Here is a 23,652-nt window from a genome sequence, read left to right as displayed (position 1 = left end):
TCACCCCTCACCGATACCGTCACCCCCATGGCCCAACAGTCGGGAAACCCCTCCGGCGAGCACCGCGCGGCTCAGCTCGAAGGGGTGCTGGAGCGCATCACCTACGCCAACGAGGAGACGGGCTACACGGTCGCCCGCGTCGACACCGGACGGGGCGGCGCCGACCTGCTCACCGTGGTCGGCGCGCTGCTCGGGGCGCAGGTGGGGGAGTCGCTGCGGATGGAGGGGCGCTGGGGCTCCCACCCGCAGTACGGCAAGCAGTTCCACGTCGAGAACTACACGACCGTGCTGCCCGCCACCGTCCAGGGCATCCGGCGCTATCTCGGCTCCGGACTGGTCAAGGGCATCGGACCGGTCTTCGCGGACCGGATCACCCAGCACTTCGGCATCGACACCCTGCGGATCATCGAGGAGGAGCCGGGGCGGCTCATCGAGGTCCCCGGGCTCGGTCCCAAGCGCACCCGGAAGATCGCCGACGCCTGGGAGGAACAGAAGGCGATCAAGGAGGTCATGCTCTTCCTCCAGACCGTCGAGGTCTCCACCTCCATCGCCGTGCGGATCTACAAGAAGTACGGCGACGCGTCGATCTCGGTGGTGAAGAACCAGCCCTACCGGCTCGCCGCCGACGTCTGGGGCATCGGCTTCCTCACCGCCGACAAGATCGCCCAGTCCGTCGGCATCCCGCACGACAGCCCCGAACGCGTCAAGGCGGGACTCCAGTACGCCCTGTCCCAGTCCACCGACCAGGGGCACTGCTACCTCCCCGAGGAACGCCTCATCGCCGACGCGGTCAAGCTGCTCCAGGTCGACACCGGTCTGGTCATCGAGTGCCTGGCCGAACTCGCGGACCCGGAGCGGGAAGAGCCCGGCGTCGTACGGGAGAAGGTCCCCGGACCCGACGGGGGCGAGGAGGTCACCGCCGTCTACCTCGTCCCCTTCCACCGTGCCGAACTCTCCCTCGCCGCCCAGGTGTCGCGCCTCCTGCGCACCGGCGAGGACCGGATGCCCGCCTTCCGCGACGTGGCCTGGGACAAGGCGCTCGGCTGGCTGAAGAGCCGTACCGGCGCCGACCTCGCGCCCGAGCAGGAAGCCGCCGTACGGCTCGCGCTCACCGAGAAGGTCGCCGTGCTCACCGGCGGACCCGGCTGCGGCAAGTCTTTCACCGTGCGCTCGATCGTGGAGCTGGCCCGCGCCAAGCGCGCCAAGGTGCTGCTCGCCGCCCCCACCGGACGCGCCGCCAAACGGCTCGCGGAGCTGACCGGCGCCGAGGCGTCCACCGTGCACCGCCTGCTGGAGCTGAAACCCGGAGGAGACGCCGCCTACGACCGCGAACGCCCGCTGGACGCCGACCTGGTGGTGGTCGACGAGGCGTCCATGCTGGACCTCCTGCTGGCCAACAAGCTGGTCAAGGCGGTGCCCCCGGGCGCCCACCTCCTCTTCGTCGGGGACGTGGACCAGTTGCCCAGCGTCGGCGCCGGGGAGGTGCTGCGCGATCTGCTCGCCGAGGGCGGACCGGTGCCCGCCGTCCGGCTCACCCGCGTCTTCCGCCAGGCGCAGCAGTCCGGCGTGGTCACCAACGCGCACCGGATCAACGCCGGGCGGCATCCGCTCACCGACGGGCTGAAGGACTTCTTCCTGTTCGTGGAGGACGACACCGAGGAGGCGGGGCGGCTCACCGTGGACGTGGCCGCGCGCCGTATCCCCGCCCGCTTCGGGCTCGACCCGCGCCGCGACGTGCAGGTGCTCGCGCCGATGCACCGGGGACCGGCGGGCGCGGGCGCCCTCAACGGTCTGCTCCAGCAGGCGATCACACCGGGGCGCCCCGACGTCCCGGAGAAGCGGTTCGGCGGCCGGGTCTTCCGCGTCGGGGACAAGGTCACCCAGATTCGCAACAATTACGACAAGGGCGAGAACGGCGTCTTCAACGGCACCGTCGGCGTGGTCACCTCCCTCGATCCGGTCGAGCAGCGTCTGACGGTGCGCACCGACGAGGACGAGGAGGTGGGATACGACTTCGACGAACTGGACGAGCTGGCCCACGCCTACGCGGTGACCATCCACCGTTCGCAGGGCAGTGAATACCCGGCGGTGGTGATCCCGGTCACCACCAGCGCCTGGACCATGCTCCAGCGCAACCTGCTCTACACGGCGGTCACCCGGGCCAAGCGGCTGGTCGTCCTGGTCGGCTCGCGCAAGGCGATCGGGCAAGCTGTGCGCACCGTCTCGGCGGGACGGCGGTGCACCGCGCTCGACTTCCGGCTGACCCCGAGGTCCGCCCGCGAACCCGCCCTGGAAAAATGATCGATCAAACGAGTCACGAAGGTCACAGAGCACTTCCGCAGGGTCCGCGCAGGCGGCAGGATGTGCAGGTTGACGGCACTGAGTGCCGCCAACAGGCCAAGTGGCGACCCCGAGTGCACTCTCCTGAGCCAAATGGGGGATGGTAGAGACAGTCAGGGCACCTCGAAGATGAGGCACTAAGTCGGTGAGGGAAGACGTGAGCGACAACTCTGTAGTACTGCGGGTCGGCGACGGCGAGTACACCTATCCGGTGGTCGACAGCACCGTCGGTGACAAGGGCTTCGACATCGGGAAGCTCCGCGCCCAGACCGGTCTGGTCACCCTGGACAGCGGCTACGGCAACACGGCCGCGTACAAATCCGCCGTCACCTACCTCGACGGCGAGGCGGGCATCCTCCGCTACCGCGGCTACCCGATCGAGCAGCTCGCCGAGCGCTCCACCTTCCTCGAGGTGGCGTACCTGCTCATCAACGGCGAGCTGCCCACCGTCGACGAGCTGACGACGTTCAAGAACGACATCACGCGGCACACCCTGCTGCACGAGGACGTCAAGAACTTCTACCGGGGCTTCCCCCGCGACGCCCACCCGATGGCCATGCTGTCCTCGGTCGTCTCGGCGCTGTCCACCTTCTACCAGGACAGCCACAACCCCTTCGACGAGCAGCAGCGCGACCTCTCCACGATCCGCCTGCTCGCCAAGCTGCCGACGATCGCGGCGTACGCCTACAAGAAGTCGATCGGCCACCCGTTCGTCTACCCGCGCAACGACCTCGGCTACGTCGAGAACTTCCTGCGCATGACGTTCTCGGTGCCGGCGCAGGAGTACGACCTCGACCCGGTCGTCGTCTCGGCGCTCGACAAGCTGCTGATCCTGCACGCGGACCACGAGCAGAACTGCTCGACCTCCACGGTCCGCCTGGTCGGCTCCTCGCAGGCCAACATGTTCGCCTCGATCTCCGCGGGCATCAACGCGCTGTGGGGCCCGCTGCACGGCGGCGCCAACCAGTCGGTCCTGGAGATGCTGGAGGACATCCAGGCCAACGGCGGTGACGTCGACTCCTTCATCCGCAAGGTGAAGAACAAGGAGGACGGCGTCCGCCTGATGGGCTTCGGCCACCGGGTGTACAAGTCCTTCGACCCGCGCGCCAAGATCATCAAGGCTGCCGCGCATGACGTCCTCTCCGCGCTCGGCAAGTCCGACGAGCTGCTGGACATCGCGCTGAAGCTGGAGGAGCACGCGCTCTCCGACGACTACTTCGTCTCGCGCAACCTCTACCCGAACGTCGACTTCTACACCGGTCTGATCTACCGCGCCATGGGCTTCCCGACCGAGATGTTCACGGTCCTGTTCGCGCTTGGCCGCCTGCCGGGCTGGATCGCCCAGTGGACCGAGATGATCAAGGAGCCCGGCTCCCGCATCGGCCGTCCGCGCCAGATCTACACGGGCGTCGTCGAGCGCGACTTCATCCCGGTGGAGGAGCGCTGATCCCAGCGCCGTAAGGCTTCGGACTCCGGGGTGCCGCAGGGCGCCCCGGAGGCGGAACGAGCCTGAAAAGCAAAGAAGAAGGCGCCCTGGCGCGTCGGTCCCCCCACGGGCCGACGTCCAGGGCGCCTTCCCATGCCCCGGTGCGGATTCCCCCCACGGGATCCGGGCCGGGCGCTCGGAGAGGCAGCGCCTGAATTCGCTGCCTGAGCACGGCGGGCGAACCCACCGCGCTCCAGTGATGCACAACGGTTGCGGTCTGCCGGGACAGCGCACGCTGGGAGGGCCGCTCAAAGCTTCCCGGTGTACGTGCCCCGGCAACGCATCTCTGGAGAAGTCCCCCAAGACGACTCCAGATGCCAGCCGGCGCCCCCCAAGACGCTGGACTGACACCGCCAACTTAGACCTTCGAACCCCTTCGATGGTTACGTTCGCATCACTGTGATCTGCGTCTCTTGCATATGTCCTTTAGGTGCACAAGAGCCCCGATACGGTGATCGGGTGCCCAAGCGTAAGGATGATGCGCGAGCCTTGTGAAGAGCTTATGTGAGGCAAGGGCCCGACTCTAGAGGGACTCTTACTTCTCCCGGCCCGAACCGCCGGTAACCGGGGGGTATTTCAGGCAAAGCGGCGCAGTCGCAGGCTGTTCGTGACGACGAACACGGACGAGAAGGCCATTGCGGCGCCCGCGATCATGGGGTTCAGCAGCCCCGCGGCGGCCAGCGGCAGCGCGGCGACGTTGTAGCCGAAGGCCCACACCAGGTTTCCCTTGATGGTGGCGAGGGTCTTCCGGGACAGCCGGATGGCGTCCGCGGCCACTCGCAGATCGCCGCGCACCAGGGTCAGATCGCCCGCCTCGATGGCCGCGTCGGTCCCGGTGCCCAGGGCGAGTCCGAGGTCGGCGGTGGCGAGCGCGGCCGCGTCGTTGACGCCGTCGCCCACCATGGCCACGGTCCGCCCCTCGCGCTGGAGCCGCCGTACCGCCTCCACCTTGTCCTCGGGGAGGACCTCCGCGATCACCTCGTCGATGCCGACCTCCCGCGCGACCGCCTCCGCGACCGTGCGGTTGTCGCCGGTGAGCAGGACCGGGGTGAGACCGAGGGAGCGCAGCTCGCGCACCGCCTCGGCGCTGGTGTCCTTGACCGCGTCCGCGACGGCCAGCACCGCGCGGGAACGCCCGTCCCAGCTCACCGCGACGGCCGTACGCCCCGCCTCCTCGGTCATGGCGCGGGCGGCGACCAGTTCCTCGAACAGCTTGTGGTCCAGGCGCCCCACGACCACGTCATGACCCTCCACACGGCCGCGTACGCCCCGTCCGGGGACGTTCTCGAAGTGCTCGACCGGCGGCAGCGTGCCGACGCGCTCCTCGGCTCCTGCGGCGATCGCACGGGCGACGGGGTGCTCGGAGGCGTGCTCCAGGGCGCCCGCGAGCCGCAGCACCTCTTTTTCGTCCTCGCCGAAGGCGGTGTGCACCTCCTGGAGCGTCATCCGGCCCGTGGTGACGGTGCCGGTCTTGTCCAGCAGGACGGTGTCGACGCGGCGCGTGGACTCCAGGACCTCGGGACCCTTGATGAGGATGCCGAGCTGGGCGCCCCGCCCGGTGCCGACCATCAGCGCGGTCGGGGTGGCCAGACCCAGGGCGCACGGGCAGGCGATGATCAGCACGGCGACGGCGGCGGTGAACGCGGCGGCGGTGTCCCCGGTGACGCCCAGCCAGACGCCGAAGGTGCCGAGCGCGATCAGGATGACGACGGGCACGAACACGGCGGAGATCCGGTCGGCGAGGCGCTGTACCTGAGCCTTGCCGTTCTGCGCGTCCTCCACCAGGCGGGCCATCCGGGCGAGCTGGGTGTCCGCGCCGACCCGGGTCGCCTCGACGACCAGCCGTCCGCCCGCGTTGACGGTGGCGCCGGTGACCCGGTCGCCGGGGCTCACGTCCACCGGCACGGACTCGCCGGTCAGCATGGAGGCGTCCACGGCGGAGACGCCCTCGGTCACCGTGCCGTCGGTGGCGATCTTCTCGCCGGGCCGTACGACGAACCGGTCACCCACGGCCAGCGAGGACACCGGCACCCGCGTCTCGCGCCCCTCGCGCAGCACGGTCACGTCCTTGGCGCCCAGCTCCATCAGCGCCCGCAGCGCGGCGCCCGCACGGCGCTTGGAGCGAGCCTCCAGGTACCGGCCGAGCAGGATCAGCGCCACGACCCCGGAGGCGACCTCCAGATAGATCGAGGAGGCGCCCTCGGCGCGCGAGACGGTGAGGCGGAAGGAGTCGTGCATCCCGGCCATGCCCGCGTCCCCGAAGAACAGCGCCCACAGCGACCAGCCGAACGCCGCCAGCGTGCCCACCGAGACCAGGGTGTCCATGGTCGCCGCGCCGTGCCGCAGATTCGTCCAGGCGGCCCGGTGGAAGGGCAGCCCGCCCCAGACGACGACGGGCGCGGCGAGGGTCAGCGAGAGCCACTGCCAGTTGGTGAACTGCAGCGCCGGGACCATGGCGAGCAGGACCACCGGGACGGCGAGGGCGACGGAGACCAGCAGCCGCTGTCGCAGCGCGGCCGACTCCGCATCGCGCCCCTCGGCGCTCTCCCCGGTCCCCTCCTCCGGCTCGGGCTCCGGCGGCGGGGGCTCCTCGGCGGTGTACCCGGTCTTCACGACGGTGGCGATCAGGTCGGGGACCGTGACGCCGGGACCGTAGCTGACCTTCGCCTTCTCCGTGGCGTAGTTGACGGTGGCGCTCACGCCGTCCATGCGGTTGAGCTTCTTCTCCACCCGGGCGGCGCAGGACGCGCAGGTCATGCCGCCGACGAGCAGCTCGACCTGCGTGGTGGTGCCGTCCGTCTGCCGTGGCTCTGAGGTGGTGCTGGTCATGTCCGGACTCCAGACATCGGACCGGGCCGTACGGAATCCAGTATGAGCTGGTCGGTACGGCCCGGTCGGGGAAGGTGTGCTCCGGTCGCGCTCGGGGTGCGGGCCGGACGTGTGACGGGTGCCGTCAGGCGCGGCCGGCCAGCTCGAAGCCCGCCTCGTCGACGGCGGCGCGGATGGCGTCCTCGTCGAGCGGGGCGGCGGAGACGACCGTGACCTCGCCGGTCGAGGCGACCGCCTTGACCGAGCTGACGCCGGGGATCTCGGAGATCTCGGCGGAGACGGAGCCCTCGCAGTGGCCGCAGCTCATGCCGCTCACCTGGTAGACGGCGGTGACGGAGCCCGGGGTGTCGGTCTGGGCGCTCATGTCGTTCTCCTCGTCGGACGTGCGTGGGGCGGGGCCCGTGTGGCCGGTGGGGTTCTCGGGGAACCTCACCTCTGTCAACACTATACCCCTAGGGGGTATTCCCCAAGGGCTCCCCGATGGTGGGTGAATCCTCCCGCACCCTATGTATACGCGCGCTTTGTCGCAGTACGGCGAACGCCCGCGCACCGCCCCTCGGGGGACGGCGTGCGGGCGTTCGGGGCACGGGATGGTGACGGAGGCTCAGTCTCTGCGGCCGCGGTTGCCCGGGCGCGAGGCGACCCAGGCGCGCACCGTGTCGGCGTACCAGTAGGGCTTGCCGCCCTCCACGAGGTCGGGCGGGGGCAGCAGGCCGTGTTTGCGATAGGACCGCACGGTGTCCGGCTGCACCCGGATGTGCGCCGCGATCTCCTTGTAGGACCAGAGCCTTCGGTCGGTCATGAGTCGCACCTCCCTGCGCGCGCGCCGCGGGCACGACCGGGGGCGGCCGTCGGGGGACCGGGCGCAGCGCTGGTGATCACAAGCCTGTGCCGACTCAACGACACAGAGTGACCACCGGGAGGGGTTTGTGGGTCGGGTGTGACGGAGAACCCGCGTACGCGCGACGTATGTGACAGGAGGGGCGTATTCGTGACGGAACCGCAGCCGATCAGTATGACGAGCGGCGGGCGTGGGAGATTGACGCGCGGGGGCGCGGCTGATCCGGCGAGGGGCGGGGCGTCAACCTCCGGCCCGTGTCATACCCCGCACGAGCGCAGGAACGCCCGGGTCCGCCGCGCGATCGGCAGCGGACGGTCCGGCGCGCACGGGTACATGTCCTGCTCGACGATCGCGAACAGATCGGTGTCAAGGCGCGCCGCCGCCTCCAGGACCGGACCGAGCGCGGGCACCCCGGCGGGGGGCTCGCACATCACGCCCCGCGCGACCGCCGGACCGAACGGCGTGCCCTCGGCGCGCACCCCGGCCAGGATCTCCGGGTCCACCTGCTTGAGGTGGAGGTAGCCGATCCGCTCGCCGTAGGTCTCGATCAGCTTGACGCTGTCGCCGCCGCAGTAGGCGTAGTGCCCGGTGTCCAGGCAGAGCGACACCTCGGCGGAGTCGGTGCCGTCCAGGAAGCGGGTGACGTTCTCTTCGGTGTCGATGTGGGTGTCGGCGTGCGGGTGGACGGCGATCGTCAGGCCGTACCGCTCGCGCACCTCGTGGCCCAGGCGCTCGGTCAGCGCGGTCAGGTTCCGCCACTGCTCCGCCGTCAGCTCCGACGGCTCCAGCACCTCGCCGGTCTTGTCGTCGCGCCAGAAGGAGGGGATGACGACGAGATGGCGGGCGCCCGTCGCCCGGGTGAGGTCCGCGATGGCCGCGACGTGCTCCCAGGTCTTCTCCCACACCGCCGGACCGTGGTGCAGCCCGGTGAAGACCGTGCCGGCGGACACCTTCAGACCGCGCCGGACGGTCTCCTCGGCGAGCACGGCGGGGTCGGTCGGCAGATAGCCGTACGGACCCAGCTCGATCCACGCGTACCCGGCGTCCGCGACCTCGTCGAGGAAGCGCTGCCAGGGCACCTGCCGGGGGTCGTCCGGGAACCACACACCCCAGGAGTCGGGGGCCGATCCGACGCGGATACGGGACAGTGGGGAAGTCGGCAGCGACGTCATGGGCGCCAGCGTGGGCGCCTGCCGGAAGGGGTGTCAATACCTGGTCCGAATGTCCGGACAAAACATTGACAGGGCTCACCGGACCGGACTAGAACACCGGGAAGAGACCCGGGACGAAGGGGAGCCGATGGCGTACGACCTGATCACCATGGGGCGGATCGGGGTGGACCTCTACCCGCTCCAGACCGGGGTCCCGCTCGACCGGGTGTCGTCCTTCGGCAAGTTCCTCGGCGGCTCGGCGACCAACGTCGCGGTCGCCGCCGCCCGGCTCGGACTCCGTACGGCGGTGATCACCCGCACCGGCGCCGACCCCTTCGGCGACTACCTCCACGAGGCGCTGCGCGGCTTCGGCGTGGACGACCGCTGGGTCACCCCGGTCCCCGGACTGCCCACGCCGGTCACCTTCTGCGAGGTCTTTCCGCCGGACGACTTCCCGCTCTACTTCTACCGGCTGCCCAAGGCGCCCGACCTGGAGATCCACCCCGGCGAACTCGACCTCGACGCGATCCGCGCGGCGCGTGTCTTCTGGGTCACCGGCACCGGACTGAGCGAGGAGCCGAGCCGCGGCGCCACCCTCGACGCCCTCGCCCATCGCGCCCGCTCCGGCGTGACCGTCTTCGACCTGGACTGGCGCCCGATGTTCTGGAGCGACCCCGACATCGCGCGCCCCTACTACGCCGAGGCGCTGCGGCACGCCACGGTGGCCGTCGGCAACCTGGACGAGGTGGAGATCGCCACCGGGGTCCGCGAACCCCGCGCCGCCGCCGAGGCGTTGCTCTCCGCCGGGGTGGAACTCGCCGTGGTGAAACAGGGACCCAAGGGGGTCCTCGCGGTGAGCCGGGACGGGGAGAGCGCCGAGGTGCCCCCGCTCCCGGTGACCGTCCTCAACGGTCTCGGCGCGGGCGACGCGTTCGGCGGCTCGCTGTGCCACGGGCTGCTGGCGGGCTGGGACCTGGAGACGGTGATGCGGCACGCCAACGCGGCGGGCGCCATCGTGGCATCGCGCCTGGAGTGCTCCTCCGCGATGCCGACACCGGACGAGGTGGCGTCCGCGCTGGCGGCGGGAGCGGTGCGGTGAGCGCGGGCCGCGCCACAGACGGCGCTCCCGTCCGCCCGGGGGCCCCTTTCGGGAGTCGGGGCCCAGCCGTCGTCAGGGCCCAGGCCGCCACCGCCGCCACCGCCGCCACCGCCGCCACCGGCGGGGCCGGAGTCCGCGCCGAGGCGCGTGACGCTGCCGATGCCCGAGCCGTCCCCAGGGTCCGCCCCGGCACCGGCCCTCGCGTCGACGTCTCCGCCCTGGTCCACCTCCGCACCCGGCACCCCGAAGCCGTCGCCGAGGCAGCCGCCCGCCGCGTCCGGCGTCCGCTGCTCCGGGCCAGTGAGCGGCTGCTGATCGTCGCCGCCGACCATCCCGCCCGGGGCGCGCTCGGGGCGGGCGGCCGGGAGTTCGCGATGGCCAACCGGGCGGATCTGCTGGAGCGGCTGTGTCTCGCGCTGTCCCGCCCGGGGGTGGACGGCGTGCTCGCCACCGCCGACATCCTGGACGACCTGCTGCTGCTCGGCGCCCTGGACGGCAAGGTCGTCATGGGGTCCATGAACCGGGGCGGACTCCAGGGCGCGAGCTTCGAGCTGGACGACCGCTTCACCGGGCACCGTCCGCAGGACATCGAGCGGCTGCGCTTCGACGCGGGCAAGCTGCTGCTGCGCGTCGACTACTCCGACCCGGGCTCGCTGACCACGCTGGAGAGCGCGGCGCGTGCGGTCGACGCGATGGCGGAGCGTCAACTGCCGCTGTTCATCGAACCGTTCCTCAGCAGACGCGGCGCGGACGGACGACTGCGCAACGATCTCTCCGCGGAGGCGGTCACCCGCTCCCTCGCCATCGCCTCCGGGCTCGGCGGCACCTCCGCCTACACCTGGCTGAAGGTGCCCGTCACCGAGCATCCCGAGGACATGGCCGAGGTCATGGCGACCACCACACTGCCCGCCGTGCTGCTCGGCGGCGAGGCGGGCGGCACGGCACAGGAGCAGGCAGCCGCCTACGAGAAGTGGCGCGGCGCGCTCCAACTGCCCACCGTGCGCGGTCTGGTGGTCGGCCGCTCGCTGCTGTACCCGGCGGACGGCGACGTGGCCGCCGCCGTGGACACCGCCGCCGGACTGCTGGGAGAGCCGCATGACGACCAGTGACGGACTGCATCTGCCCGCCGGAACCGCGGCGAACGCCCCGTACGTCCTCGACGTCGGTCCCGGCTCCGGGCGCTCCGGGCGCTCCGGCTGGGCGCACACCGCCCTGCGCGTCGTCGACCTGGAACCCGGTGCCACGCATACCTTCGACACCGGGGACGCCGAGTGGATCGTGCTGCCCCTGCAAGGCGCATGTACCGTACAAGTTGACGATGAGAAATACCAGGTCCAGGGCCGGGTAAGCGTTTTCGCGGAGGTCACCGACTTCGTGTACGCACCCCGGGACGCCCGGGTCCAGATCGCCTCCGGCGCGGGAGGCCGCTTCGCCCTGGCAGGAGCGAAGTGCGAGCGACGACTCCCCGCCCGCTACGGCCCCGCGCCGGAGGTCCCCGTCGAAGAGCGCGGCAGCGGCACCTGCGCCCGCAGAGTGCGCAACTTCGCCGCCGCCGACACCTTCGACTGCGACAGGCTCATCGCCGTCGAGGTGATCACCCCCGGCGGCAACTGGTCCTCGTACCCGCCGCACAAGCACGACGAGCACCTGCCGGGGGAGGAGTCCGAGCTGGAGGAGATCTACTACTTCGAGATCGAGGACGGCGGTCTCGGCTACCAGCGTGTCTTCCCCTCCCGCGAAGGCGGCGCCGACGTGCTCGCCGAGGTCCGCACGGGTGACGCGGTGCTCGTCCCGGACGGCTGGCACGGACCGTCGATCGCCCAGCCCGGACACGCCATGTACTACCTGAACGTCATGGCGGGACCCGGCGCCACCCGCGAATGGCGCATCCGCTTCCACCCGGACCACACCGCAGGGGGGTACCGATGACCACCGTCCGGCTCACCGTCGCGCAGGCGCTCGTCCGCTTCCTCGCCGCGCAGCACACCGAGCGCGACGGTGCACGACGGCGGCTCATCGGCGCCACCTGGGGGATCTTCGGGCACGGCAACGTCGCGGGACTCGGTCAAGCCCTGGTTGAACACCGGGAGTTGATGCCGTTCCACCAGGGTCGCAACGAACAGGCGATGGTGCACGCGGCGGTCGGCTACGCCCGCCAGTCCAACCGCCTCTCCACCCACGCGGTGACCACCTCCATCGGACCCGGCGCCACCAACCTCGTCACCGGCGCCGCCCTCGCCACCATCAACCACCTCCCCGTCCTGCTCCTCCCCGGCGACGTTTTCGCCGGCCGCCCCGCCGACCCGGTCCTCCAGCAGCTCGAAGTCCCGTACGCGGGCGACGTGTCGGTGAACGACACCCTGCGCCCGGTGTCCCGCTACTTCGACCGCATCACCCGCCCCGAAACCCTGATCCCGAGCGCACTGGCAGCCGTACGCGTCCTCACCGACCCGGTCGAGACCGGTGCCGTCACGCTCGCCCTCCCGCAGGACGTGCAGGCGGAGGCGTACGACTGGCCCGAGGAGTTCTTCGCCGAGCGGGTGTGGACCGTACGGCGTCCGGGAGCCGATCCGACCGAACTCACCGAAGCGGTAGGGGCGATCAGGCAGGCACGGCGCCCTCTCGTGATCGCGGGCGGCGGGGTCCACCACAGCCGCGCCGAGGAGGCGCTCGCCGAGTTCGCCGCCGTCACCGGCATCCCGGTCGCCTCCACCCAGGCGGGCAAGGGGTCCTTGGCGTACGACCACCCCCAGGACGTGGGCGGCATCGGGCACACCGGCACCGCCACCGCAGATGAACTCGCCCGCGCCGCCGACCTGGTGATCGGCGTCGGCACCCGGTACACCGACTTCACCACCGCCTCCGGCACCCTCTTCGAGCACCCCGGCGTGCGCTTCCTCAACCTAAACATCGCGCCCTTCGACGGACACAAGATGTCCGGACTCCCGCTCATCGCGGACGCCCGCAGCGGGCTCGGGGAGCTGACCGAGGCGCTTCAGATGCACGACCACCGGGTGCCGGAGGAGTACATCGAGGGCTACTCGGCGGCCAAGGCGGACTGGGAGCGCCGGGTGGACGCCTGTTTCGCCGCCGCCGACCCGGACGCGGTGCCGACCCAGCCGCAGGTCGTCGGCGCGCTCGACGCCCTCGTCGACGAGAGCGACATCATCGTGAACGCCGCCGGGTCCCTCCCCGGCGACCTGCACAAACTCTGGCGCGCCCGCTCCCACGACCAGTACCACCTGGAGTACGGCTACTCCTGCATGGGCTACGAGATCCCCGCCGCCCTCGGCGTGAAGCTCGCCGCGCCCCACCGGAACGTCTGGGCGCTCGTGGGCGACGGGACGTATCTGATGACGCCGACCGAGATCGTCACCGCCGTGCAGGAGGGCGTGGCGGTCAAGATGGTGCTCATCCAGAACCACGGGTACGCGTCCATCGGCGGTCTCTCGGAGTCGGTCGGCGCCGAGCGCTTCGGCACCGCCTACCGCCACACCGTGCCCGACGGGACCTACACCGGCGCCCCGCTCCCCGTGGACCTCGCCGCCAACGCGGCGAGCCTCGGGATGCGGGTGCTGCGCGCCCGGACGGTGGGGGAGCTGCGGGACGCCCTCGCCGAGGCGCGCGCCGCCGACACTCCCACATGTGTCTACGTGGAGACCGAAACGTCCGACAGTGTGTCGGGCGCGCCCCCGGCCGCGGCCTGGTGGGATGTTCCCGTGGCCGAGACCGCGACCAGGCCGTCCGCGGTCAAGGCACGCGAGCTGTACGAACGGCACCGGTCGGCCCGCCGCCGCCCTCTGTGACAAGGAGCCCGAGGACATGACGAAGACCGTCAACCACTGGATCGGCGGCAAGACCGCCGAGGGCGCGTCGGGTACGTACGGGCCGGTCACCGACCCGGCGACCGGCGAGGTCACCACCCAGGTCGCCTTCGCCACGACCGAGGAGGTGGACGCGGCGGTCGCCGCCGCCAAGGACGCCTTCGCGACCTGGCGCCACTCCTCGCTGGCCCAGCGCACCACGATCCTCTTCAAGTTCCGCGCGCTCCTCGACGAGCACCGCGACGAGATCGCCGCGCTGATCACCGCCGAGCACGGCAAGGTGCACTCCGACGCGCTCGGCGAGGTCGCGCGCGGTCTGGAGATCGTGGACCTGGCCTGCGGGATCACCGTGCAGCTCAAGGGCGAGCTGTCGACGCAGGTGGCGACCGGCGTCGACGTGTCCTCGATCCGCCAGCCGCTCGGTGTCGTCGCGGGCATCACGCCGTTCAACTTCCCGGCGATGGTGCCGATGTGGATGTTCCCGATCGCCGTCGCGTGCGGCAACACTTTCGTGCTGAAGCCGTCGGAGAAGGACCCGTCGGTCTCTCTCAGGATCGCCGAGCTGCTGGCCGAGGCGGGTCTGCCGGACGGCGTGTTCAACGTCGTGCACGGCGACAAGGTGGCCGTCGACCGGCTCCTGGAGCACCCGGACGTCCAGGCGGTGTCGTTCGTCGGCTCGACCCCGATCGCCCGCTACATCCACACCACCGCCTCCGCCCACGGCAAGCGCGTCCAGGCGCTCGGCGGCGCCAAGAACCATATGCTGGTCCTCCCGGACGCCGACCTGGACGCGGCGGCGGACGCGGCGGTGAGCGCCGCCTACGGCTCGGCGGGCGAGCGCTGCATGGCCATCTCCGCGGTCGTCGCGGTCGGTGCCATCGGCGACGAACTGGTCGACAAGATCCGCGAGCGCGCCGAGAAGATCAAGATCGGTCCCGGCACCGACCCCACCTCCGAGATGGGCCCGCTGATCACGGCGGCCCACCGCGACAAGGTCGCCTCCTACGTCTCCGGCGCCGCCGCCGAGGGCGCCGAGGTCGTGCTCGACGGCACCGGCTACACCGTCGAGGGCTACGAGGACGGCCACTGGATCGGCATCTCCCTGCTCGACAAGGTGCCGACGACCGCCAAGGCGTACCAGGACGAGATCTTCGGCCCGGTCCTGACCGTGCTGCGCGTGGACACCTACGACGACGGCATCGCCCTGATCAACGCCTCCCCCTTCGGCAACGGCACCGCGATCTTCACCCGCGACGGCGGCGCCGCCCGCCGCTTCCAGTTGGAGGTCGAGGCCGGCATGGTCGGCGTCAACGTCCCGATCCCGGTCCCCGTCGGCTACCACTCCTTCGGCGGCTGGAAGGACTCCCTCTTCGGCGACCACCACATCTATGGCAACGACGGCACGCACTTCTACACCCGCGGCAAGGTCGTCACCACCCGCTGGCCCGACCCCGCCGACGCCCCGGCAGGCGTGGACCTGGGCTTCCCGCGCAACCACTGAGCCGTACACCCGTCCGGGCCCGAAGGCGTGCACAGCGCCTCCGGGCCCGGTTTTTTTCGGCTCGGCACCTGCGGTTCCCGTACCGGTGACAAGCGGGGAACCACCCGCGAGATGCCGCTGTATGCGTAGCCGGAGAGGCGGTTTGGCTACGGAATCCGTAGATGAACACCCATTGACGCGCCGGTTTTCGTCGGTGTTCGATGCAGCCGCCGGGAGCGAGAGACATGACGTACGCCACGAACCGCCGGAGGCGATAGCGCTCCCGCCCGAGCCCTCACCGCACGAGTCGATCGGACCGCCGCATGACCGACACGCTCCGCCCCGCCGAGGCCGCCACCCCCGGGCAGCCGGCCGACAGCCCCCAGAAGCTCAAGCGTTCCATCGGCGTCGTCGGCGGCACCCTGCTGACGCTCTCCTGCGTGACCCCCGCCTCGACCCTCTTCGTCGTCGTCCCCGACCTCTTCGGCACCCTCGGCACCGCCACCGCGCTGACCATCGCCATCGGCTCGCTGCTCTGTATCGCCGTGGCGTTCTGCTACGCCGAGCTGGGCACCCTCATCCCGAGCGCGGGCGGCGAGTACGCCATGGTCTCCACGCTCGCCGGACGGCTCACCGGCTGGCTGGTCTTCGTGCTCTCCCTGCTGGTCGTCATGATCGTGCCGCCCGTCATCGCGATGGGCACCGCCGACTACCTCGCCCCCGTCGTCCACCTCGACCCCTCGCTCACCGGCGCGGCGGTCATGCTGCTCGCCACCCTCGCCGGACTGCTCGACCTGCGCGCCAACGCCTGGATCACCGGGATCTTCCTGGTCCTGGAGGTCATCGCGGCAGCCGTGGTCGCCGTCCTCGGCTTCGCCCACGGGCACCGCGGGCTCGGCAGCCTCGTCTCGATGCAGGTCGCGGGCGCCCACGGGCACACGGACGCGGTGACCGGGGTCCTTGTCGTCTCCGGACTCGCCATCGCCCTCTTCGTCACCCAGGGCTTCTCGACCGCCGTCTACCTCTCCGAGGAACTGGAGCACCCGCGCCGCGACGTGGCCCGTACCGTGCTCGCCACCCTCGCCATCTCCACGGTGATCATCCTGGTGCCGGTCGCCGCCATCACCATGGGCGCCACCGACCTCAAGGAGCTGACCGGCGGCGACATCAGCGCCATGGTCACCGCCTGGTCCAACACCGCCGTCGGCACCTTCGTCAGCCTCTGCGTCGCCCTCGCCATCGTCAACGCGGGCATCGTGATGGTCATCCAGAACTCCCGCGTCCTGTTCGCCTCCGCCCGCGACAAGGCGTGGCCCACCCCGGTCAACACCCTCTTCTCCCGCCTCGGCCGCTTCGGCTCGCCCTGGGTCGCCACCCTCGCCGTCGGCGTCCCCGGCGCGCTGTTCTGCTTCGTCGACCTCGACACCCTCTACGGCGTCACCGGCGTCTCCGTGACCGCGATGTACCTGCTCGTCGCCGTCGCCGCCCTGCTCGGCCGCCGCGACGCCCACCGCCACACCCCCGCCTGGCGGATGCCGCTGTGGCCCGCGATGCCGGTCCTGCTCATCGTCGTCCTCGCCTACGTCCTCACCCAGCAGGACGTCAGCTATCTCCTGTGGACCGGCGGCATCACCGCCGTCGCCACCCTCTACTGGGCGCTCTACCTCCGCCCCCGCGCCGCCACCCACTGGCTCGTCTCCCTCCCGGAGGACACGCGCCCCTGACAGCCCCTCGTCCGCGCCCCGGCCGCATACCGCACTCGCGGTACACCCGGCCGGACGCGTACTCCCCGGGGAGGGGCGGGGGTTCCGCCCGGCGGCGCCGTCCGCCGCCGCCCCGGGCCCTTACGGTGGGGACATGGATCTTCGAGTGCCCGCGGCGCGGCTCCTGAAGGGGCCGCGCCGGGCAGCCGCCGCCCTCGCCGCCGCCGTGCTGCTCGCGGCCGCCGGAACCTGGACGGCGACCGCCTCCGGCGACGACACCCCCCGCGTGCACCAGGTCAACCAGAGGCTGACCACCGCCGACGGCACCCACCTCGCCACCTCCTTCTTCACCGACGGCCGCCCCGGCCGCCACCCCGCCGTCCTGCTCGCCCACGGCTTCGGCGGCAACAAGAAGGACATGCTCGGCCAGGCACAGAACCTCGCCCGGCACGGCTACGCGGTCATGACGTGGTCCGCGCGCGGCTTCGGCGGCTCCACCGGCGAGATCGGTCTGAACGACCCGAAGCACGAGGTCAAGGACGTCTCCCAGCTCATCGACTGGCTCGCCAGACGCCCCGAGGTCCGCCTCGACGCCCCCGGCGACCCCCGCGTCGGCGTGGCCGGAGCCTCCTACGGCGGCGCCATCTCCCTGCTCGCCGCCGGATACGACCACCGCGTCGACGCCATCGCCCCCGCCGTCACCTACTGGAACCTCGCCGACGCCCTGTTCCCCGACGGCGTGTTCAAGAAGCTGTGGGCCGGGGTCTTCTTCAGCTCCGGCGGCGGCTGCGCGGACTTCGAGCCCGCCCTGTGCCGGATGTACCAGCGCGTCGCCCAGTCCGGCACCCCCGACGCCGACGCCCGCCGCCTCCTCGAAGAACGCTCCCCCTCCGCCGTCGCCACCCGCATCAAGGTGCCCACCCTCCTCTTCCAGGGCCAGACCGACTCCCTGTTCACCCTCGCCCAGTCCGACGCCGCCGAACGGGCGATCAAGGCCAACGGCGCCCCCGTGAAGGTCGACTGGATCTCCGGCGGCCACGACGGCGGCGACAACGAGACCGACCGCGTAGCCACCCGGATGCGCTCCTGGTTCGACCGCTACCTCAAGGACGACACGTCCGCCGCCACCGGTCCCGCCTTCCGCGTCACCCGCACCGGAGGCGTCGACTCCACCGACGGCACCGTGCGACTGCGCGGCGCGAGCGGCAACGCCTACCCCGGTCTCCACTCCCACCAGCACACCGTGAAGCTGACCGGCGGCACCCAGCACGTCGCCAACCCGGCCGGCGCCGGACCGCCCGCCGTCTCCGCGCTGCCCGGACTCGGCAGCCTGGCCCGGCTCTCCGCCCTCGGTACCGGTGTCTCCCTCGACTTCCCCGGCCAGAACGCCCACTTCGACTCCGCCCCGCTGCGCTCCACCCTCCGCGTCACCGGCTCGCCCACCGCCCGCGTCCACGTGAAGTCCACCTCCGACGACGCGGTCCTCTTCGCCAAGCTCTACGACGTCGGACCCGGCGGCACCCGCGTCCTGCCCTCCCAGTTGGTCACGCCCCTGCGCGTCACCGGCGCCCGCGCGGGCAAGGACGTCACGGTCACCCTCCCCGCCGTCGACCACGAGATCCAGAAGGGCCACCGCCTCCGCCTGGTCCTCGCCTCCACCGACCTCGCCTACGCCTCCCCGACCGCCCCGGCGACGTACACCGTCTCGCTCCAGGGCGCCCTGAGCGTGCCCACCGCACCCGGCGTCACCACCGCCCGCACCCCGCTGCCCTCCTGGGTCTGGTGGCTCCCCCTCGCGGGCGCCGCCCTCGCCGCAGCCCTGCTCCTCACCGCCCGCCGCCCCACCAGCGCCCCCGCCCCCGACCCGGAACTGGCCGAAGTCCCGCTCGTCATCGGCGACCTGAGCAAGCGCTACGCCGGTTCCGCCGACCGGTACGCCGTACGCGACCTCTCCTTCCGCGTCGACAAGGGCCAGGTCCTCGGACTCCTCGGACCCAACGGCGCGGGCAAGACCACCACCCTGCGGATGCTGATGGGACTCATCCGCCCCGACGCGGGCGAGATCCGCGTCTTCGGCCACGCCGTACGCCCCGGCGCCCCCGTCCTCTCCCGGGTCGGCGCCTTCGTGGAGGGCGCGGGCTTCCTGCCGCACCTGTCGGGGCGGGAGAACCTGGAGCTGTACTGGCGCGCCACCGGCCGCCCCGCCGAGGACGCCCATCTGGAGGAGGCACTGGAGATCGCGGGACTCGGCGACGCCCTCGACCGCGCGGTGCGCACCTACTCCCAGGGCATGCGCCAGCGCCTGGCCATCGCCCAGGCCATGCTCGGACTGCCCGACCTCCTCATCCTCGACGAGCCCACCAACGGACTCGACCCGCCCCAGATCCGCGAGATGCGCGAGGTGATGATCCGCTACGCGTCCGCCGGGCGCACGGTCATCGTCTCCAGCCACCTCCTCGCCGAGGTCGAGCAGTCCTGCACCCACCTCGTGGTGATGGACCGGGGCAGGCTCGTCCAGGCGGGACCGGTGCGCGACATCATCGGCTCCGGCGACACCCTCCTGGTCGGCACCGGCACCCCGGTGCGCGAACCGATCGTGGAGAAGGTCGCCGCCCTGCCCGGCGTCGCCTCCGCCGTGCGCACCGAGGACGGGCTGCTGATCCGCCTGGAACCCGGCGCCACCGCCGAGGCACTGGTCGTGGACCTCGTCCGCCTGGAGGTGCCCGTCGCCTCCGTCGGACCGCACCGGCGCCTGGAAGACGCCTTCCTCACCCTGATCGGAGGCACCCCGTGAGCACGCTCACCCCGGGCGCGGACACGGCACCCGGCTACCGCCCCGTCCGCACCCTGCCCGTGCGCGTGGAGCTGATCCGCCAGCTCAAGCGCCGCCGGACGCTGGTCATGGGTCTGCTCCTGGCCGTGCTGCCGTTCGTGCTCCTCGCCGCCTTCGCCATCGGCGGCGAGCCCGGCAGCCGCAGCTCCCGGATCACCCTGATGGCCACGGCCACCGACTCCGGCGCCAACTTCGCCGCCGTCGCCCTGTTCGTCTCGGCCGGCTTCCTGCTGGTCGTCCCGGTCGCCCTGTTCTGCGGGGACACGGTCGCCTCCGAGGCGAACTGGTCCTCGCTGCGCTATCTGCTCGCCGCGCCCGTGCCCCGGGTCCGGCTGCTGTGGTCGAAGCTGGTCGTCGGGCTCGGGCTGAGCCTCGCCGCGATGGTGCTGCTGCCCGCCGTCGCCCTCGTCGCGGGCACCGCCGCCTACGGCTGGGGTCCGCTGCGCATCCCCACCGGGGGCGCGCTGGAGCCGGGCGTCGCCGTGCAGCGCCTCGCGGTCGCGGTGGCGTACATCTTCGTGTCCCAACTGGTCACCGCCGCGCTCGCGTTCTGGCTGTCGACGCGTACGGACACCCCGCTCGGCGCGGTCGGCGGCGCGGTGGGTCTGACCATCGTCGGCAACGTCCTGGACGCCGTCACCGCGCTCGGCGACTGGCGCGACTTCCTGCCCGCGCACTGGCAGTTCGCCTGGGCGGACGCCCTCCAGCCGCACGCCGAGTGGGCCGGGATGATCCAGGGCGCCTCGGTCTCGGTGTCCTGCGCCCTCGTCCTGTTCGCCCTGGCGTTCCGGGGCTTCGCCCGCAAGGACGTGGTGTCGTAGGGCACTTGGGCATCCCGACGCGAGGCGTCCGGACATACGAAACGGCGGGCCACCGGGGAAACCGGTGGCCCGCCGTCGCGGTACGGGCTCGATCAGCCGTTGCCGGCGCCGTTGCCGGACAGGGCGGAGATGTCGTCCAGGATGTGCGAGAGCGGCTCGTCGCCCTTGGCCTGGGTGGAGTTCTCCACGCACTGCTGGTTCTGCGGCGAGGACAGCACCGGGATGTCCTGGACACCGACGTTGACCAGCGCGAGCACCGACTGGGCGTTGAGCTTCGCGGGCAGGCCGATGCACGGCTTGTTCAGCGAGCCCTGGACCAGCGCGAGCTGCGGGCTCATGTCACCGAAGGTGGCCGAGTTGCCGAACGACTGCGAGGCGCCGTTGCCGCTGAACGAGGTGGTGCCGTGGTCGTCCCCGATGGCGAGGGCCTGCGGGGCGGCCACGCCCGCGAGACCGGCGACGGAGGCGGCGACAGCCGCGGTTGCCCACAGCTTCTTCATGTGCGTTCCCTTTCGAAAGGCGGACTCCGGGGAGGAGTTGCGTGATCGTCAACGGGCCGGCGGACACCGGGGTTGCGGTCTGTGCCCCTAACGGGGCAGCGCAGTGCGATGAGTTCACAAGCGCCCCCTCGTTCGTGGAGTCACGCCCAAGTCCCTTGACTCATAAGTGAGTTCAGCAGTCCCTGGACATGCCGACGGGCCGCCGATCGCTCGGCGGCCCGCCACGCGGGGCCCGCGAGGGGCCCCGCACATCTCCGGATCAGTGACTGATCAGTTGTTGCCGGCGCCGTTGCCGGACAGGGCGGAGATGTCGTCCAGGATGTGCGACAGCGGCTCGTCGCCCTTGGCCTGGGTGGAGTTCTCGACACACTGCTGGTTCTGCGGCGAGGACAGGATCGGGATGTCCTGGACGCCGACGTTGAGCAGACCCACCAGGGACTGGGCGTTGACCTTCGCGGGCAGACCGATGCAGGGCTTGTTCAGCGAGCCCTGGATGAGCGCCATCTGCGGGCTCATGTTGCCGTAGGTGGCGGAGTTGCCGAACGCCTGCGAAGCACCGTTTCCGCTGAACGAGGTGGTGCCGGTGTCGTTGCCGATGGCCAGGGCCGGCGACGCGGCGACTGCGGACGCACCGACAACGGAGGCGGCGACCGCGGCGGCGGCCAGAACCTTCTTGATCACTTGCGATTCCCTTCTGGAGAAACCCCGTCACCGGAGTGCACGGCTCAACTGCCCCGCCCACCGCGGGGTTCCTCCCGTTCACTCCGATGGCCCACACGGGATGCCGCCGAAAGCCCGGTTTCCCAAGGGAAATCCGCATCCACTCCGCGCCGCGGTCCGATCCGATCGGGTGACATACCGCAACCATTTCGCCGCCCCGGGGTTGATGCCGGACAGGAACGTGCGTCTTGGCGTGGAGCCAGGGAAAGGAAAGCGAAATGCTGAAGAAGGCAATGGCCGCGGCCGCGGTCGCCGCGTCCTTCATCGGGGTGTCGGCGGCTGCCGCCCCCCAGGCTCTCGCCATCGGGAACGACACCGGCACCACGTCGCTGAGCGGCAACGGCGCCTCGGAGGCGTTCGGCAACAACGTCACCGGCGGCAACCTCAGCCCGCAGGCCACCCTGGTCCAGAGCTCGCTCAACAAGCTCTGCGTCGGGCTGCCCGTCAAGGCGGACGTGCAGTCGGTCCTCGCGCTGGTCAACGTGGGTGTCCAGGACATCCCGGTGCTGTCCTCCCCGCAGAACCAGCAGTGCGCGGAGAACTCCACCCAGGCGAAGAACGACGAGCCGCTCTCCCACCTGGTGGACGACGTCTCCGTCCTCGCGGGCAACGGCGTCGGCAACAACTGACGCCCCACGGACCGGTTCGCCGGTCCGCACCGAAGGCCGCTCCCGCACGGGGGCGGCCTTTGCCGTTTCCCCGTGATTTCCCGCGTTTTCCGCCCCGGTCGAATCCTCTCCGACTGCGCCAAGCTGTCAATTCCGTGGAGGCGTTCGAGTGAATTCAGGGGCGACGCGCGTTCCACGGTTTCTTCGGCTGTCTATCCCTCGTTTCACAGCCTGCCGGTCATGGTGCGAGCCGTTCAAGCTGTGCTCGCTCGGTTTCGGCCGACATAAGGACATGACCGCAGAGAAGGGAAACACCATGAAGAAGACCGCTGCTGTCGTCGTCGGCGCCATCCTGGCCCTGGGCGGGGCGGCCCCCGCCTTCGCCGACGCCGGTGCCGAGGGTGCGGCCGTCGGTTCGCCGGGTGTCCTGTCGGGCAACGTCGTCCAGATCCCGGTCCACGTTCCGATCAACGTGTGCGGCAACTCGGTCAACGTCATCGCGCTGCTGAACCCGGCGTTCGGCAACGCCTGCGTCAACGGCTGACCCCACCGCCACAAGGCACCAGCTGCACGGCTGCGTTCAGGCCGGCCCCGGACCGTCGATCCCTTCGAATCTGCGTTCCGGGGCCGGCCTTCCCACTTCTTCGAGCAGGAAGACCACGAGAGTGAGACAGACCCTCAGCAAGGGCATCGTCGTGGCCGCCGCCGCGGCCGCGACCGGCGTGCTGTCCTTGTACGGCAGTCAGGCGCTCGCCGATTCGGGAGCGCCCGGCGCGGGACAGCGCTCGTCCGGCGCACTGTCCGGCAACACCCTGCGGGTACCGGCGCACGTGCCGGTCACCATCTGCGGCAACACCGTCGACGTGTCGGCAGCCCTCGACCCGGCCCTCGCCGAGTCCTGTGTGACCGGCAAGAGCGCGCGCCACCACGACTCCTACGGTGACGACGACTCCGACGACTCCGGCTACGGCTCCGGCGGCCACACCACCCCGCCGCCCGCCTACGGCCACGCGACCACGGCGCCCGCGACGACCCCGCCCGCGTCCTACGGCCACGACGAGACGACCGCTCCCGCCTCGTACGGCGACGACGACGAGGACGAGACCACCCCGCCGCCGTCCTACGGCCACGACGAGACCACCCCGCCCGCGTCCTACGGGGACGACGACGAGGACGAGACCACCCCGCCCGCGTCCTACGGGGACGACGACGAGGACGAGACGACGCCCCCCGCTTCGTACGGGGACGACGACGAGACGACCCCGCCCCCCGCGTACGGCGGCCACGAGACCAAGCCGCCCGCGTCCTACGGGGACGACGACGAGACCACGCCGCCGCCCTACGGCGGTGAAGAAACGACTCCTCCGCCGTACGGCGGTGAGGAGACCACGCCTCCGCCGCACCACAGCACGCCGCC

19 protein-coding genes are annotated in these 23,652 nt (G+C 71.3%); 13 read left to right on the top strand and 6 right to left on the bottom strand.

Annotated features, from left to right (window positions below):
• Positions 1-27: 27 nt before the first annotated feature.
• A complete protein-coding gene (locus tag IF655_RS17245; protein WP_199585700.1) occupies positions 28-2,301 on the top strand; it encodes an ATP-dependent RecD-like DNA helicase in 2,274 nt (757 codons plus the stop codon).
• Between the two features lie 196 nt (positions 2,302-2,497).
• Entirely contained in the window at positions 2,498-3,787 is a 1,290-nt protein-coding gene (locus tag IF655_RS17240; protein WP_018545005.1) for a citrate synthase, read from the top strand.
• Positions 3,788-4,402: 615 nt separating this feature from the next.
• Here IF655_RS17240 and IF655_RS17235 read toward each other — a convergent pair.
• The 4 genes from IF655_RS17235 to IF655_RS17220 form a co-directional block, all read right to left on the bottom strand.
• A complete protein-coding gene (locus IF655_RS17235; protein WP_199585699.1) occupies positions 4,403-6,655 on the bottom strand; it encodes a cation-translocating P-type ATPase in 2,253 nt (750 codons plus the stop codon).
• A 124-nt stretch (positions 6,656-6,779) separates the two neighbouring features.
• Positions 6,780-7,019: a heavy-metal-associated domain-containing protein gene (locus IF655_RS17230; protein WP_199585698.1), complete on the bottom strand. Its 240-nt coding sequence runs from the start codon at positions 7,017-7,019 to the stop codon at positions 6,780-6,782.
• A 240-nt stretch (positions 7,020-7,259) separates the two neighbouring features.
• Positions 7,260-7,457, bottom strand: a complete 198-nt coding sequence (locus IF655_RS17225; protein WP_018545008.1) for an AlpA family transcriptional regulator — start codon at positions 7,455-7,457, stop codon at positions 7,260-7,262.
• Between the two features lie 296 nt (positions 7,458-7,753).
• The gene (locus tag IF655_RS17220) at positions 7,754-8,668 is read right to left on the bottom strand and encodes a sugar phosphate isomerase/epimerase (RefSeq protein ID WP_199585697.1); all 915 of its coding nucleotides are present in this window, start codon (positions 8,666-8,668) and stop codon (positions 7,754-7,756) included.
• A gap of 127 nt (positions 8,669-8,795) precedes the next feature.
• Here IF655_RS17220 and iolC point away from each other — a divergent pair, with 127 nt between their 5' ends.
• From iolC to IF655_RS17180, 8 genes are all read left to right on the top strand, one after another.
• Positions 8,796-9,746 carry a 5-dehydro-2-deoxygluconokinase gene (gene iolC / locus IF655_RS17215; protein WP_199585696.1) on the top strand — a complete coding sequence of 317 codons (951 nt, stop codon included), beginning with the start codon at positions 8,796-8,798 and terminating at the stop codon, positions 9,744-9,746.
• Positions 9,747-9,964: 218 nt separating this feature from the next.
• Complete coding sequence (locus IF655_RS17210; protein ID WP_199585861.1) at positions 9,965-10,855, top strand: deoxyribose-phosphate aldolase; 891 nt, start codon at positions 9,965-9,967, stop codon at positions 10,853-10,855.
• Positions 10,842-11,675, top strand: coding sequence for a 5-deoxy-glucuronate isomerase (gene iolB / locus IF655_RS17205; protein WP_199585695.1), 834 nt, complete (start codon positions 10,842-10,844; stop codon positions 11,673-11,675). The genes IF655_RS17210 and iolB overlap by 14 nt, the downstream gene beginning before the upstream one ends.
• A complete protein-coding gene (gene iolD / locus IF655_RS17200) occupies positions 11,672-13,552 on the top strand; it encodes a 3D-(3,5/4)-trihydroxycyclohexane-1,2-dione acylhydrolase (decyclizing) (RefSeq protein WP_199585694.1) in 1,881 nt (626 codons plus the stop codon). Before iolB ends, iolD begins: the two co-directional genes overlap by 4 nt.
• Positions 13,553-13,568: 16 nt before the next feature.
• Positions 13,569-15,071 (top strand): CoA-acylating methylmalonate-semialdehyde dehydrogenase, encoded by a 1,503-nt coding sequence (gene mmsA, locus IF655_RS17195; RefSeq protein ID WP_199585693.1) that lies wholly within the window; start codon positions 13,569-13,571, stop codon positions 15,069-15,071.
• A 302-nt stretch (positions 15,072-15,373) separates the two neighbouring features.
• Positions 15,374-16,774 (top strand): APC family permease, encoded by a 1,401-nt coding sequence (locus IF655_RS17190; RefSeq protein ID WP_199585692.1) that lies wholly within the window; start codon positions 15,374-15,376, stop codon positions 16,772-16,774.
• 133 nt (positions 16,775-16,907) lie between these two features.
• Positions 16,908-19,547 carry an alpha/beta fold hydrolase gene (locus tag IF655_RS17185; RefSeq protein ID WP_199585691.1) on the top strand — a complete coding sequence of 880 codons (2,640 nt, stop codon included), beginning with the start codon at positions 16,908-16,910 and terminating at the stop codon, positions 19,545-19,547.
• The gene (locus IF655_RS17180; RefSeq protein WP_199585690.1) at positions 19,544-20,407 is read left to right on the top strand and encodes an ABC transporter permease; all 864 of its coding nucleotides are present in this window, start codon (positions 19,544-19,546) and stop codon (positions 20,405-20,407) included. The genes IF655_RS17185 and IF655_RS17180 overlap by 4 nt, the downstream gene beginning before the upstream one ends.
• Before the next feature lie 92 nt (positions 20,408-20,499).
• On the opposite strand, the gene IF655_RS17175 is transcribed toward IF655_RS17180, so the two are convergent.
• Positions 20,500-20,907, bottom strand: a complete 408-nt coding sequence (locus IF655_RS17175) for a rodlin (protein ID WP_199585689.1) — start codon at positions 20,905-20,907, stop codon at positions 20,500-20,502.
• A gap of 270 nt (positions 20,908-21,177) precedes the next feature.
• The gene (locus tag IF655_RS17170; protein WP_018545019.1) at positions 21,178-21,588 is read right to left on the bottom strand and encodes a rodlin; all 411 of its coding nucleotides are present in this window, start codon (positions 21,586-21,588) and stop codon (positions 21,178-21,180) included.
• Positions 21,589-21,845: 257 nt separating this feature from the next.
• Here IF655_RS17170 and IF655_RS17165 point away from each other — a divergent pair, with 257 nt between their 5' ends.
• From IF655_RS17165 to IF655_RS17155, 3 genes are all read left to right on the top strand, one after another.
• Positions 21,846-22,256 carry a rodlin gene (locus tag IF655_RS17165; RefSeq protein ID WP_199585688.1) on the top strand — a complete coding sequence of 137 codons (411 nt, stop codon included), beginning with the start codon at positions 21,846-21,848 and terminating at the stop codon, positions 22,254-22,256.
• A 295-nt stretch (positions 22,257-22,551) separates the two neighbouring features.
• Positions 22,552-22,779 (top strand): chaplin, encoded by a 228-nt coding sequence (locus tag IF655_RS17160; RefSeq protein ID WP_199585860.1) that lies wholly within the window; start codon positions 22,552-22,554, stop codon positions 22,777-22,779.
• A gap of 121 nt (positions 22,780-22,900) precedes the next feature.
• A partial coding sequence (locus IF655_RS17155; RefSeq protein ID WP_199585687.1) for a chaplin occupies positions 22,901-23,652 on the top strand: 752 nt, incomplete at its 3' end.

Origin of the sequence: Streptomyces sp. DSM 110735, from assembly GCF_016482685.1 — a bacterium.
GTDB lineage: Bacteria > Actinomycetota > Actinomycetes > Streptomycetales > Streptomycetaceae > Streptomyces.
The sequence above is the reverse complement of the archived record's forward strand: the minus strand, read 5'-3'. Positions and strand labels throughout refer to the sequence as shown.